We start from the raw sequence: 13,581 nt of genomic DNA on the forward strand, positions 1-13,581 counted from the left end.
GGACCGATCATGCAACTGACTGGACGTGCCTATATCACCGTGCGGGGGCAGCGCCTGCGCACCGAGCCCGGCGCCACCCTCAAGACGGGCGGCCTCTCGCGGGAGGGCGTGGTGGCCGATACCGGCGTGGCCGGCTACACCGAATCGACCTCCATCCCCGAGGTGACCTGCTCGGTGCTGCACGGCGCCGACATCAAGCTCGGCGACTTCAACGCGATGACCAGCGAGACGGTGAGCTTTGACACCGACACCGGCAAGAGCTTCGTGCTGTCGGAGGCCTGGTGCAAGGGGGCGCTGGAGCTGTCGGCCGGCAAGGTGCAGCTGGTGTTCCAGGGCATGCGCTGCGAGGAGGTGGCGTGATGGCCAAGGGCAAGCAATTCGAGATCGTCAATGGCAAGGCCGTTGGCAGGCTGACCTTTGGCATTCCGGTGCCCGGCGGCCCGGCGCTGGACTTTGTGCTGCGCGAGTACACGGTGGCCGACCTGATCGACGCCGAGCAGGAGGCCAGCGCGATGACGCCCATTGGCTTCAATGCGCAGCTGCTGTGCCTGCAGTTGGAGCGGGCGGGCGAGTTTGCCGGCCCCTTCACCATCAACATGATCCGCGGGCTCAAGGCCGCCGATTGGCAGGTGCTGCGTGGTGCCCAGCAGGCCCTTGAAGCCGTGGGGGAAGCCGAACCGCCCAGCGCCGGGCAAAGCTGAGCGCGGTTCTGCTGCTTGCCATGAAAACCGGGTGGAGCCGCGCCGAGATTCTGGCGCTCCACCCGGCTGAGTTCTTCCACTATCTGGACATCCTGACCGCGCCGCCTTCCGACCATGGCCGACCGTAACCTCTCCCTCGCGCTGCGCCTGTTTGCCGACTCCGCGAACTTCGTGCGCGGGCTCAACCAGGGCGGCGCCGGCGTCAAGCGCTTCACCGACACCGCCAAGCGCGAATTCGAGGCGCTGCGCGGCACCATGCGCAGCGTGCAGGGGCAGATTGCCGGTGTGGTGGGCGGGGTAACCGCCGTAGGGCTGGCCGTGCAGTCGGCCAAGATGGACAAGAGCCTTGGCCAGGTTGGCCAGAACGCCAGCCTCACCGCCGGCGAGGTGCGCAACCTGCGGGCCGAGTTCTTCGACATGGCCAGGAAGACGGGCCAGGACGTGGATCAGCTGCAGGTGAGCTTTGCCAACGCGGTGGCTTCGGGCCTGGCGCTGCGCGAGGCGGTGCCGGTGGTGGGTGCGGTGAATACCGCCATGGCGGTGACGGGGGCCTCGGCCGACAAGCTCACCAGCTCGCTGACCGTGGCGGCCACGGCGTTTGATTTTGACCTGGCCAAGCCCGGCCAGGCCGTTACCCTGCTCGACAAGATGACCACGGCGGGCCGCAAGGGTAACGCCGAGCTGGAGAACCTGGCGGACATCTTTGCGCGGGTGGGCGTGAATGCCGCATCGGGGGGCATGGGCTTCGAGCAGACGCTGGCCTTCATTGAAGGGTTGTCGCTGATTGAGCGCCAGCCTGAGCGGCTGGCCACGCTGGCCGATAGCACGCTGCGCCTCTTCACCAACCTGAACTACGCCAAGGAAGCCGCCAAGGCCACGGGCGTGCGCTTCTTTGACCAGAAGACCGGCGAGCGGCGCAACCCGCTGCAGGTGCTGGCCGACCTGAAGAAGGAATTCGACAAGCAAGGCACCGACAAGGACCGGGCGCTGTGGATGCAGAAGGCCTTCGGCAAGGCCGACCTGGAAACCATCAAGGGCCTGCGCACGCTCTTCCAGGGCGACATGCTGACGAAGGTGAGCGGCTTTACCGACGACATCAAGACGGCCGGCGGCACTCTGGAGCGGGATCTGCCCCAGGCGATCAGCAACGCGGTGGACCAGACCGGCCGCCTGCGCGCCGAGCTGCGCCGGGCTGCCGACGACTTTGCGCGCCCGATCAACGACACCCTGCAGAACGTGATCAAGTGGGGCCTGGCGGGCAAGGCCGATGGCGGCCTGGCATTGAGTGGTGAAGAGATGGTGCTGGGTGGCGCCGGCCTCGTGGCGGGCACGGCGCTGGCGGCCCGTTACGGCGGCAAGGGGATTAGCGCGCTCGCTGGCCGCTTTGGGGGTACGGCCGCGGGGCTGGCCACGGGCAAGGCCCTGGAAGCTGCCGCGGGGGTGACCCCGGTGTTTGTGGTGAACATGCCAGGCGGCGGCATGGGGGATGCTGTCGGTGGTATGGGCGCGGGTGGCCCGGCTGCCGGCGGCGCTGCGGCCGCATCCCGCTTTGGCTGGCGCGCCGTTGCCGGGTCGGCCGCGGCTGCTGCTGCGCCGCTGGCGGTGATGTACGGGGCCACCAAGTGGGCGGGCAACACCGAGGCCGACCAGGCGCGCATTGACGCACTTCGCGGCGGTGCAGAAGGCCCGCTCAACAAGCTGCTGGGCTTCATCGGGCTGAACTTCGGCGACCGCTTTGCGGCGCGCCAGGCGGCCAATCGTGCGGGCCTGACCGAAGAGCCGGTGCCGATCAAGGGTGAGGTGCGCATCAAGGTGGATCAGACGGGCACGGTGACCTCGGTGCGTGCGACCAGTGGCACGAAGGGTGTCACGCTGCCGGTGGACGCCGGCGCAACGATGATGGGGCCGTAATGACCTGGCGTGAGCGTTACCAGCGGGCGAGCTTCCGGGGTGTGGAGTTTGCCGTTCGCCGTTCGGATGCCCAGGTGGGGCGCCGCACGGCCTTGCACGAATACCCGCAGCGCGATGATCCGTGGCCCGAAGACATGGGGCGCGCGGCGCGCCGCTTTACCGTGGATGGCGTGCTGGTTGGGGTGGATTACGACCAGGTGCGCGATCGCCTGATCGCCGCGCTGGAGGCCAAGGGGCCGGGGCTGCTGGTGCATCCGTTCTTCGGGCGGCGCACGGTGAGTCTGGTCGGGCCGGTGCGGATCTCGGAGTCGCCATCCGACCAAGGCGGCATGGCGAGCTTCAGCCTGGATTTTGTGGAGGCTGTCGGTAACGCCCAGCCCCAGGCCCGGGCCGACACGGCGGGTGCCTTGAGTGAGGCGGCCACGGCGGTGAAGTCCCAGGCCCGGGCGGATTTCGCCAAGCGCTTTGCGGCGGCGGGTAAGCCCGATTTCGTGCGGGTGAGCGCGGCGCAGGGCATCCGCGATGCGATGACGGCGGTGCAGAACGCGCGGCGCGGCCTGCTGGCCGATGCGTCGATCCTGAGTGAGTTCAACGCCGAGCTGCGCAACGTGACGGGCCAGGCCGGGGCGTTGATGAACACGCCGGCAGATCTGGCGGCGCGGATTCAGGATGCCGTGGGCGGGGTGCGGGGCGTGGCTGCGGTGCCGTCCGGGGCGCTGGCGTCGCTGCGCCAGTTGTTCGGCTTTCGGTTGTCGGGCGGATCTGGCGGCGCTGGCGCCACGCCGTCGCGCCTGCAGGATTCGACAAACCGGGCGGCGATCTCGTCTCTCGTGGTGGCGTCTGCCATGTCCGAGGCGGTGGAGGTGGTGGCCGGCCTGGAGTTCGAGAGCTACGACCAGGCGGTGAGCCTGCGCGACGATCTGGGCGACAACCTGGATGCGCTGGCGATGGAGGCCGACGAATCGGCCTACCTGCCGATCGTTGCCCTGCGCGCCGCGTTGGTGCGCGACATCTCGGCCCGTGGCGCCGACCTGGCGCGCGTGGCCCGCTACACGCCGGGTGCAACGCTGCCGGCGCTGGTGCTGGCGCACCGGCTCTATGGTGATGCGTCTCGCGATGAGGCGCTGATTGCGCGCAATCCCCTGGCGGTTCGCCACCCGGGCTTCGTGCCGGGCGGGGTGTCCATCGAATACCTGCGCGACGCGCAGTAACGGCTGTTACTCGGCCCGGGCCAAGCGCCCGCGTAGCCTGTCCGCATGGCTACGCAATCCGATTCTGCCGAGCTGCTTGTGGGTGGCGCCTACTACGGGGGCTGGAAACGCCTTTCCGTGTCGCGCTCCATCGAGCAGGTTGCCGGCACCTTTACCCTTGAAGTGACTGACCGCTGGGCGGGCCAGCAGGCCGCCTGGCCTGTTCGGCCTGGCGCGCGCTGCGAGCTGCGCCTGGCTGGTGAGCGGGTGATGTCCGGCTACGTCGATGTGGCTGAACCCTCGTTTGAGGATCAGGGGTCGCAGCTGCGCGTGGAGGGCCGGGATTCAACCGGCGACCTGGTGGATTGCAGCGCGATCTACAAGTCTGGCCAGTGGCGCGGGGTGACCCTCGATAGCATCGCCCGCGACCTGCTCAAGCCCTTTGGCGTGGGCGTGGTGGTGCAGGCGGATGTGGGCGAGCGCTTCGCCAGCTTCAGCATTCAGCAGGGTGAGACAGTGTTCGAGTGCCTGGAGCGTGCAGCGCGGCTTCGCGCAGTGCTGCTGGTGTCGGACGGCGCGGGAAACCTGGTGATCACTCGCGCGGGCAACACGCTGGCGCCGGTGACCCTTGAGGAAGGGGTGAACATCCTTGCCGGCCGGGCGTCCTTTAGCTGGAAGGACCGTTACAGCCGGATCGTGGTCAAGGGGCAGGCACGGGCCACGGACGATTTCTTCGGGGAGCAGGCGGCTGGCCCCAGCGCCGCCGGCGCGGATGACGTGATCGACCGTTACCGCCCCTTGATCGTGCTGGCCGAGGACCACGGCACGGCGGCCACCCTGGCCGATCGTGCCCGCTGGGAGGCCAGCGTGCGGGCGGGCCGGGGCAATCGCGGCATTGTCACGGTGCAAGGCTGGCGCCGGTCGGACGGCGCCCTGTGGGCACCCAACGTGCTGGTGACGGTGCGCTCGCCCACGCTGTACCTGGATGCGCCGATGTTGATCGTGGGCTGTAACTATCGACTCGACGAGGAAGGCACCTTTACGGATCTGACCATCTGCCGCCGCGAGGCTTTCGAGCTGCTGGACGGCATCGGCGTGTCGCGCCTCAAGGCGAAGCTGAACCACAAGACCCAGCGCGAGAAACGCAAAAAGGGCGACGACTGGAGCGCGCTATGAGCCGGGAGCTGATGAAGGCGCTGGCGCCACTGGCGCGCCGCATCCGCCTGGCCGCCGCCCGCGCCGTGCTGAAGGGCATTGCGGACGGCGGCAAGCTGCAGACGGCCCAGGTGGCGCTGCTGGAGGGCGAGGCGCGGGACGACGTGGAGCGCTTCCAGAACTTCGGCTTTACCAGCGTGCCGCGGGCCGGCGCCGAGGGGGTGTTCATCAGCCTGAACGGCTCGCGCGACCAAGGGGTGCTGGTGGCCGTTGATGATCGTCGCTCGCGCCTGGCTGGCCTGCAGCCCGGCGAGGCCGCGATGCACAACGCGGATCGCACGGCAGTGGTGCTGGTGAAGGCGGACGGCTCCATCGAGGTGACCGCGGCCGTCGCTGTGACCGTGACGGCGCCTGTAGTGCGGGTGATCGGAAACCTGGAGGTGACCGGCAACATTGTGGCGTCCGGGAGCGTGTCGGACGGTGTGGGCTCGGTGCAGTCCATGCGCGATGCCTACAACAATCACGGCGGGCACCATCTGCCCGGCGATAACCCCGATACGGTGATGTGATGGCGTACATCGACCTGACTGGACGGCATGCGGTCTCTGCGCTCGGCGCCATGCCGGCGACGGTGGATTCCCCCGGCGTTGAGGGTGGCAAGTACCTGGATTTTGTGGGGACTGGGTGCCTTGAGGTGACCGGCAACCCGGATGACTTCAAGTGGGGGACCGGGCCGGCCTGTATCGAGCTGATCGTGTGGCAGACGGCCACGCTCGGGATCTACACGCCGGGCGTGTATCCCTACGGAAACACAATCTTCGACGGCGGCCGGCTGTTCGATGGGGTTTCCAGCACGCAGGTGCCCGCGCTGTCTGGCTCCAACGCCTATGACCCGTCGATCTGCCCCGGGCCGCCGTCGTATGCCCGCTTCCCGCTTCCATCGCCCATCCCCGGGTGGCGCAAGCTGCGCTATGACATCGACTCGGCAGGGCTGTGCACTTTGTCGGTGGATGGGGCGGTGGTGGGCACGGAAACCGCGTTCAACGTCAATTCGGTGCCGGCGGGCAAGCTCCTCGTCGGCGGGTCGGTTTATGCCGCCGATGACTGGGCTTACACCACCTGCCGGCTGGCCGGCCTGCGCATCACGCGAGCAAGCCGCGCGGGCTTGCCGTTCGATCTTTCTGCCACGGGCGCGGCAGATCCATTGTGGTCACAGACGGTGTTGCTGCTTGCCGACGGGGTTGCAGTGCCCGGCCCTGGCGACGACGAAGCACAGGGCCTCGCCCCTGCGCCCTTGCTGCCCCGGGGCGACGTACGGACGGTGTTTCAGGGTGGCGAGGCGGCGGATTACGCCATCGAGAGCATGCTGCTGGCCACCGACGAGGGCCTCACCACGGCCGTGATCCTGTCGCTGTTCACCGACGCGCGCGCTCGCATGGATGACCCGCTGCCCCACGGCGACACCGACCGCCGCGGCTACTGGGGCGATGCATGGCCCGCCTACCCCGGGGAGTCGATGGGCTCTCGGCTGTGGCTGGTGTGGCCCGCCAAGCAGACCCGGGAGAACCTGGTGCGCGCCCGGGAGTATGCCCAGGAGGCGCTGCAATGGTTGGTCACGGACGGTATTGCCTCCACCGTCGATGTGCAGGCCACCAATCCGCGCGATGGCGTGCTGGCGCTGTCCGTGCGCGTGCTGAAGCCCGCCGGAAACGCCCTGGCGCTGCGCTTTGAATCCCTCTGGAGTGATGCAACATGAGCTACACGAGACCGGCCCTCGCCGATTTGATCGCACAGGCCGAGGGCGACATCGAAAGCCGCCTGCCTGGCGCCGACGCAAAGGTGCGGCGGACCAATCTCAACGTGCTGGCGCGCGTGCTGGCCGGTGCGGTGCATGGTGTCTATGGCTTCGTGGCCTGGCTGGCGCGCCAGGTGATGCCGGATACCGCAGATGCGGAGTATCTGGACCGCTGGGCGTCCATCTGGCTGACGGTGCCCCGCGTGGCCGCCGAGTTCGCCGCTGGCCAGGTGCTGATGACGGGCACAAATGGCACGGTGGTGCCGGCGGGCACAGTGCTGCAACGCTCGGACGGCGTGCGCTTCGAGACGGCCTTGCCGGGCACGGTGGCCGGCGGCGCGGTAACGCTGTCGGTCGAGGCCCAGGAGGCCGGCCAAGGCGGCAACACGGTGGCTGGCGTGGCGGTGTCGCTGGTGTCTCCGGTTTCGGGCCTGGGCGCCTCTGGCGTCGTCGCCACCGGCGCGATCACCGGCGGCGCGGATGCGGAGTCGGACGAGGCGCTGCGCGCCCGGCTGCTGGCCCGCATCCGCAATCCGCCGATGGGGGGCTCCGAGGCCGACTACATTGCCTGGGCGCTCGAGGTGCCGGGCGTGACCCGCGCTTGGGTGTATGCCGGCCAGGCGGGTGAGGTGTGGGTGGTCTTCGTGCGTGACAGCGACCTGAGCATCATTCCGGACGCCGCCGAGGTGTTGGCCGTGCAGACCTACATCGACGCCCGGCGGCCGGTGACGGCCTCGTTCGAGGCTCGCGCGCCGATACCCCAGCCGGTGAACATCACCCTGCACGTCGTGCCCGATACACCGACCGTCCGCGCCAATGTTCAGGCTGAGCTGGCCGATCTGTTTCTGCGCGATGCGGTGCCGGGTGGCGTGCTGCCGATCTCCCGCATCCGTGAGGCCGTCTCGCTGGCTGATGGCGAGCAGGACAGCACGATCACCCTGCCCGCGGCCGACGTGGTGACGGCGCCAGGCTACATGCCAACGCTGGGAGCGATCACGTGGGTATGAACGCCGACGACTACCGCCAGCAGCTCGCGGCGCTGCTGCCCCGTGGGCTTGCGTGGCGGCCTGCGCCCGGCGGGGTGTTCCATCGCCTGCTGCAGGCCTTCGGCGACACCCTGGCGCGCCTCCACACCTACGCCGCCGGCCTCATCGACGAGGCCGACCCGCGCACCACGAGCGCCCTGCTCGCAGACTGGGAGCGCGTAGCCGGGCTGGATGCCGGCATGCTCTCGACCGCCCAGCGGAGGGCCGCGGTGGTCGCTCAACTCACTGCGGTAGGTGGGCAGTCGGCCGCCTACTACGTCACCTTGGCCGCGGCAATGGGCTACACGGCCTCCGTCACCGAATACCGGCCGCACACCGTCGAGAGCGACGTGGACTATCCGCTTTACACCGGCGACTGGGCGTTTGCGTGGCGTGTGCGCGCAACGGCAAACTCAGGCGCACTACCTCAGTCGGCGCTTGAGGCCTTGATCGGCCGCATCAAGCCGGCGCACACCGTTGTTCACTTCGAGTACTACTGACATGGATCGTCTCTACGCCAGCCACACCAGCGCCACGCCGCCTGCCCTCCCCGCCGGCGCCGAGTCAGGCTATCCCCGGGGCGGCGCTGTTGGGCAGTCGCCCACACAGGCTGGGCCGTACTGGTTTCACATGATCACCGAGAGCCTGCGCAACGTCATCGTAGGCGCAGGCTTGACGCCTGACGCAAGCGATCTGACCTTGCTCGCTCAGGCGATCGCCGCCATGGTGGACGTCGCTTCCTCTGGCGTCCCAACAGGCGCCATCATGCACCATCGGCGCTCGACGGCTCCTGCAGGATGGGTCGAGCTGCGAAGCGGCACGATTGGCAGTTCCGGATCAGGGGCGACCGTTAGGGCGAACGCTGACACCGCAAGCCTTTTTGAGCTCATCTGGACGGAATCGGATAACACCGCGGCGCCTATTCAGGACAGCAGCGGCTTGCCGACCACCCGCGGTGCATCGGCAGCGGCTGATTTTGCGGCAGGAAAGCGACTCCCGCTGGATGACATGCGGGCCGCTTTCCTGCGCTCTCTGGACAACGGCCGCGGGGTTGATGGGGGGCGTGTGCTTGGCTCTCACCAGGACTCGGAGAACAAGTCGCATACCCACTCTGGCACGACTTCGGATGTCTCGCTGAACGTCGCGACGGGCACGATAAGGGTCAGCCCATCTTCAGAGGGGGGCGATCCGGCGCTGACAGGGTCTTCCGGAACGGTGCATCACCACACCTTCAATACGGACGCCTCCGGTGGGGCAGAATCCCGCCCTCTGAACCGCGCTTACTTGTGCTGCATCAAGTTGTGAGACGGTCGTTACCTGCGGCCGTTTTGTAACGATTTTGCGGTGCCAAATGTCCCGCAAATCTGCGCCAAATGTCCCGCGCGCTTACATGACCGTTCGGATTTGGCTACACAGTGGCTACACAACCCCAAAAAGCAAAAAGGCCAACCCCGGAGGATTGGCCTAAGCGCTTGTTTCTATTGGTGCTGCTGACCGGAATCGAACTGGTGACCTACTGATTACGAATCGGCACGCGCACAGTATGCCATGATTTGAAATCAGATGGTTCAGGGGCGCTTACAACGAAGGAAATACACGACTTAATGGCTCTACAGGGGCAGAAACGACGTGACTGAACACAGCACGTTGTGGCGCAAAACCGTGTTCGCGCCGTGGCCCCGTCACCTGGAGCCAACACATGAAGTCGAAAATCACCCAGGCGCTCGTCGAGCGCGGCCCTACACCTGAGCGCGGCAAGTCGGTACTTCACGCCGACACCGAGATGCGCGGGTTCTACCTGATCGTCACCCCCACGAAGCGCAGCTTCTACGTTCAGTCCCTCGTCAACGGCAAGCAGGTCCGCACGAAGCTGGGCGACCACCCATCGATGGACGCCAAACAGGCGCGCGACCTCGCCCGCAAGACGCTGGTCGAGATGCGCGGCGGCGCGAACCCGAATGAGGAGCGGCGCAAGGCCAAGGCGCGCGGCATCACCCTGCGCGACGCGCTCGACCTCCACCTAGCCGCCAAGCCGCTGTCCCCGCGGACCAAGGATGACTACCGCTACTGCTGCGATCAGTACCTGCCCGATTGGCTCGACAAGGCGCTGGCCGAGATCGGCACGGATCGCGCGGGCGTGCGTGAGCGCCACCGCAGGATCACCGAGAAGCACGGAGCTTCGACCGCAGACACCGTCTTCCGCATCTTCCGCGCCGTCTATAACCGTGGTCTGCGGGAGCATCCCGAACTGCCCGCGAACCCGACCGCTAACGTTGATTACCACGGCCTGCGTCGGCGCAAGGTGGATTCCAACGCCGACAAGCTGAGGGCATGGGGCAAGGCGGTGCTCGCCCTGCATCCCGTGCGGCGCGACCTACACCTGTTCATGATCCTGACGGGCATGCGGCGCACGTCGGCCTGCGAGGCGCGCATCGACGACCTCGACCTCGGCACGAAGCGCCTGCACGTCCCGAAGCCCAAGGGGGGCGCCCAGCGCGCTTTCGACCTCCCGCTGTCGGGACCTCTCGCCGACCTGCTCGGCCAGCGGCAGAGCGAGTCGCCCCGCCTGCACCGCAAGAGCCCTTGGCTGTTCCCCGCCGACTCGAAGTCGGGCCACGTCGCCGAGGTCGCGCAATGGGAACTCGACGGACTGACGGGCCACGCCCTGCGGCACACCTACGCCACCCTCGCCTTGCAGGCGGGCGTACCCATCGCAGAGCTGAAGTTCCTGCTGAACCACGCGGCGGGCAACGTGACGATGGGCTACCTGAACCCGAGCCTCGACCACTTGCGCGGCTACCAAGAGAAGGCGAGCGCCTACGTGCTCGACGCGCTGGGCCTGCAATGGACCGAGGGTGAGTGGCCCCCGCGCCTCAAACAGGATGAGCCGGCCGATACCAGCGCCGAGGAGGCGCCGTCAATCAACGAATTGGCCTTGGCGTAGCGCGCACGCGCCGATGCAAACGTTGGTGGACGCGCACTTGATCGGCGCATGAAACTTCTCTCCAGCGCGCTACTTGAACGAGGTGCTCCCCGAGGTAGGCCACTTCGGACGGGCGTCTCACCAACCTACTTTTTGGAGATTACGAGCATGAACACCATCAAAACTATCGAAGCCATCCGTGAGCATCTGGTCCTGCTGGGTAAGGAGCTTGAGTTCGCGTCTGGCATCCGCGCCTTGGCGGCAGAGAAGATCATGAGCGAGCAGGGCATCACCGATCCCGACGATCTTTTTCAGGCGTGCGAGGAGCTGGTCGGCTCTCCTGCCGTATTCGAGTCCTACGACGACCCGCTCAGCACCAAGCCCAGCGATTTGGTGCTCGGCCAGGGTTGCCCCTTCCCGTCTCTTGAGGCTTACGTCGCGCTGCGGGCCCATTACGGGAACGATTGGCTCCTGCACGCTTTGACCGACTACGCAGGCGGTTTCGGCAGCGTGGCTCTTCGCAGCGACCCCGCACAGCAGGCCGAGGACTTGATCGGACACGCACGGGAAAATCTGCACGACGCCCTGCTGTTCAAGCTCGGTCAGGACTTCGGAAAGTCCATCGAGCACCTGTCCAGCCGCTTCCAATCTGCCTTGTCGCTTTTCAAGCGGGCGAGCGCTGCCTGATCCTCTATCGGGGCGCTATCGCGCCCAAGGCGATGAAACGAAAGGGCCATCGTTGAGGTGGCCTTTTTCCATGCACGACGGGAGCACGCGGTCAAACGGGATCGCTCTCGGCCACCCGCTGACGCTCGGGCACCGCAGCACCCTTCTTGCGCATGTCGTGGGCGTACCACCTGACCGACTTGGCGGACGCCTGCGCGCCCTCGATCTGCGCGTTGACCATCTCGGCGATGACGCCGTGCGGGTAGCCTGCGGGGTCCATCAGCAGCTCGCGGGCGAGTCGGCCGATACCCTTGCCGACGGGCTTCTTCTCGGTCTCTGTCGGCGCGTCTGCGGTCTCGACAGCATCGGCCTGCGGCTGTGCGCGCGGCTCGGTCACCTCGGCAGCCTTGGGCTGCCCGAACGACGCGAGGTCGATGCTCTTGGCCTCGATGATCGAACCGATGCGTTCGAGCAGCTTGCCTCGGGTCGCGAAGGTCTTGGGACCGGCCGGCTTGTCCGCTATCTCGTTGTGCAGGGCCAGCAGGTCCTTGATGCTCATCTCTTGCAGGTTCATCTCACGCTCCGGTGGTTGGGTGTGAGGTCATTAGGTCGTGTTCGTGGGGATTCGGGAGCCCTTCCTCTTGAAAAAACATTTCTAGCCATCATCTAAAGAAGCCGTCTGCGGTCGTGGGCGGGTTTATCAACTTCTCATTTGGAGATACCCATGAGCACCTTTACCCGCATCGCAAAAGACCCCGTTGGCATGGCACGTTTGGTGACGAACTATGCTCGCGTGAAAGAGCTCCAGCAAAAAATGTCTCTTACCGAGATTGCCGAAATTTTCGATGAAGACCCCAAGGGACTGAGTACCTTTGTTGAGTATGCTGACGCATTCGTCTCCGGCGAAAAGTCGTTGTCACTCGACATTACGACCAAGAGCAAAGAGGCGTTCGGCCAAATTGCATCAGCTCTCAAGTGACCTACTGACTGTCCATCAGCGGGCCGTGATCCGTAAGCGCATGAAAAAGAAGGGGATGCCTTGTGGGCATCCCCTCCGAAGCACGGCCGGGGCAACCTCGGCCTCTGTTCCGACCCCGACCGCTGGCACCAAACTCAGTGCATGAACGCCTGATGCAGGCGGTCGAAAGGGAGGGCGTCGGCGCGGAGCTTGGTATCGCGGTCCACGTACAGGTCCAGCGGGCGCGAGTACGGCACGCCGGCCAGTGAGGCCGCGTCGTCGAAGGTCTCGCAGCCAAAGGGCACGCCCACACAGGCGGCACGCTCGGCCAGGGCGTCGATGACAGCGCAGCCGGTGCGCAGGGCGCACGCCAGCCCGGTGAGTGCGAGGGCCACGGGGTGATGCGCCGGGTAGTGATCCAGCTTATTCATCGCCGCCCCCGATCAGGTCGCGGTCGATGGCCTGCTCGCGCAGCGCGAGTTGCACGGTGTTCAGCGGGTTCGACTTGCCCTGGTTCCAGGTGCGGATCGCGACGAGGATGCCCTGTAGGCGCGCGTCGCCCAGCTTAATGTACTCCTGCACCTTCAGGTAGTCGTCCAGCTTCATCGCGGCGGCGAGCTCGGCAGGGCCGACCGGGCGGTCCTTCGACGGCATGCGGTCCAGCAGGCTCAGCAGCGCGGAAGCGAGGGGGATGTTCTGCGTGGCGACGGCGACCTGGGCCATGTGCCCGAGCTCGGCGGGACCGGCGTAGGCGAGCTGGTGCAGGTACTCGGTGCGCTTGGGGTCGCCGAGGGCGGCGCGGGCCAGCACCTTGGCGGGGCTGGAGAAGAACTCGCGCTGCGAGACGAGCTGAGCGTGCGGCGCGCCCGCGTCCTTCAGCAGCTTGTCGAGCTCCTTGGCGGAGTTGTCCTTGATCTGGCGAACGGCGGCCAGGGTTTCGTTTTGAGCCATGCGTGCCCTGTCTGCATTCGGGATCGCGCTCCAGCGAGCTACGTCGGACGGAGACAGTTGATGCTGACCGCCGTCTGTTCCAGCATGCCCGATGGATACCCCCCAACGCTTTGAGATTTCAATCTTGCGGGATTGAACATCTTTCTGCAGGCGCTCGATGGCCTTCAGGGCGCGGGTGTGGATGGCGTCCAGGTTGGACGCGAGCTCGCCGATCTGTTGCGGGCTGAGCAGCGGGGAGACTTGGTTCAGGTTCATGGCTCGTTGGCTCCTATGAGGTTGAGGGTCCTCCGGTCGCCTTCGAGCGCG

Annotated in this window: 16 protein-coding genes; 13 read left to right on the top strand and 3 right to left on the bottom strand. The window is 66.7% G+C overall.

The window, feature by feature from the left end; genetic code table 11:
- The first annotated feature begins 9 nt into the window (after positions 1 to 9).
- The 12 genes from GH681_RS01475 to GH681_RS01530 all read left to right on the top strand — a co-directional run bounded on the left by GH681_RS01475 (position 10) and on the right by GH681_RS01530 (position 11,387).
- Positions 10 to 360: a phage tail tube protein gene (locus GH681_RS01475; protein WP_153159686.1), complete on the top strand. Its 351-nt coding sequence runs from the start codon at positions 10 to 12 to the stop codon at positions 358 to 360.
- Entirely contained in the window at positions 360 to 701 is a 342-nt protein-coding gene (locus GH681_RS01480; RefSeq protein ID WP_153159687.1) for a hypothetical protein, read from the top strand. Before GH681_RS01475 ends, GH681_RS01480 begins: the two co-directional genes overlap by 1 nt.
- A gap of 114 nt (positions 702 to 815) precedes the next feature.
- Positions 816 to 2,612, top strand: coding sequence for a phage tail tape measure protein (locus GH681_RS01485; RefSeq protein WP_153159688.1), 1,797 nt, complete (start codon positions 816 to 818; stop codon positions 2,610 to 2,612).
- Positions 2,612 to 3,823 carry a DNA circularization protein gene (locus GH681_RS01490; protein WP_153159689.1) on the top strand — a complete coding sequence of 404 codons (1,212 nt, stop codon included), beginning with the start codon at positions 2,612 to 2,614 and terminating at the stop codon, positions 3,821 to 3,823. Before GH681_RS01485 ends, GH681_RS01490 begins: the two co-directional genes overlap by 1 nt.
- Positions 3,824 to 3,868: 45 nt before the next feature.
- Positions 3,869 to 4,978, top strand: coding sequence for a phage baseplate assembly protein (locus GH681_RS01495; RefSeq protein ID WP_153159690.1), 1,110 nt, complete (start codon positions 3,869 to 3,871; stop codon positions 4,976 to 4,978).
- Positions 4,975 to 5,526, top strand: coding sequence for a phage baseplate assembly protein V (locus tag GH681_RS01500; protein ID WP_153159691.1), 552 nt, complete (start codon positions 4,975 to 4,977; stop codon positions 5,524 to 5,526). Before GH681_RS01495 ends, GH681_RS01500 begins: the two co-directional genes overlap by 4 nt.
- Positions 5,526 to 6,713, top strand: coding sequence for a phage GP46 family protein (locus GH681_RS23505; RefSeq protein ID WP_228111732.1), 1,188 nt, complete (start codon positions 5,526 to 5,528; stop codon positions 6,711 to 6,713). Before GH681_RS01500 ends, GH681_RS23505 begins: the two co-directional genes overlap by 1 nt.
- The gene (locus GH681_RS01510) at positions 6,710 to 7,759 is read left to right on the top strand and encodes a baseplate J/gp47 family protein (RefSeq protein ID WP_153159692.1); all 1,050 of its coding nucleotides are present in this window, start codon (positions 6,710 to 6,712) and stop codon (positions 7,757 to 7,759) included. Before GH681_RS23505 ends, GH681_RS01510 begins: the two co-directional genes overlap by 4 nt.
- Complete coding sequence (locus GH681_RS01515) at positions 7,756 to 8,277, top strand: YmfQ family protein (RefSeq protein WP_153159693.1); 522 nt, start codon at positions 7,756 to 7,758, stop codon at positions 8,275 to 8,277. Before GH681_RS01510 ends, GH681_RS01515 begins: the two co-directional genes overlap by 4 nt.
- Position 8,278: 1 nt before the next feature.
- Positions 8,279 to 9,082, top strand: coding sequence for a hypothetical protein (locus tag GH681_RS01520; protein WP_153159694.1), 804 nt, complete (start codon positions 8,279 to 8,281; stop codon positions 9,080 to 9,082).
- A gap of 394 nt (positions 9,083 to 9,476) precedes the next feature.
- Positions 9,477 to 10,721, top strand: coding sequence for a tyrosine-type recombinase/integrase (locus tag GH681_RS01525; RefSeq protein ID WP_153159695.1), 1,245 nt, complete (start codon positions 9,477 to 9,479; stop codon positions 10,719 to 10,721).
- Positions 10,722 to 10,868: 147 nt separating this feature from the next.
- Positions 10,869 to 11,387 carry a hypothetical protein gene (locus GH681_RS01530; protein WP_153159696.1) on the top strand — a complete coding sequence of 173 codons (519 nt, stop codon included), beginning with the start codon at positions 10,869 to 10,871 and terminating at the stop codon, positions 11,385 to 11,387.
- Positions 11,388 to 11,478: 91 nt separating this feature from the next.
- On the opposite strand, the gene GH681_RS01535 is transcribed toward GH681_RS01530, so the two are convergent.
- Entirely contained in the window at positions 11,479 to 11,940 is a 462-nt protein-coding gene (locus tag GH681_RS01535) for a hypothetical protein (RefSeq protein WP_153159697.1), read from the bottom strand.
- 150 nt (positions 11,941 to 12,090) lie between these two features.
- Here GH681_RS01535 and GH681_RS01540 point away from each other — a divergent pair, with 150 nt between their 5' ends.
- Complete coding sequence (locus GH681_RS01540; protein ID WP_153159698.1) at positions 12,091 to 12,345, top strand: hypothetical protein; 255 nt, start codon at positions 12,091 to 12,093, stop codon at positions 12,343 to 12,345.
- Positions 12,346 to 12,479: 134 nt separating this feature from the next.
- On the opposite strand, the gene GH681_RS01545 is transcribed toward GH681_RS01540, so the two are convergent.
- Both GH681_RS01545 and GH681_RS01550 read right to left on the bottom strand, forming a co-directional pair.
- Positions 12,480 to 12,755 (bottom strand): hypothetical protein, encoded by a 276-nt coding sequence (locus GH681_RS01545; protein ID WP_153159699.1) that lies wholly within the window; start codon positions 12,753 to 12,755, stop codon positions 12,480 to 12,482.
- Positions 12,748 to 13,530: a hypothetical protein gene (locus GH681_RS01550; protein WP_228111733.1), complete on the bottom strand. Its 783-nt coding sequence runs from the start codon at positions 13,528 to 13,530 to the stop codon at positions 12,748 to 12,750. The genes GH681_RS01545 and GH681_RS01550 overlap by 8 nt, the downstream gene beginning before the upstream one ends.
- Between the last annotated feature and the right edge of the window lie 51 nt (positions 13,531 to 13,581).

The organism is Zoogloea sp. 1C4 (genome assembly GCF_009469605.1).
Classification (GTDB): Bacteria; Pseudomonadota; Gammaproteobacteria; order Burkholderiales; family Rhodocyclaceae; genus Zoogloea; species Zoogloea oryzae.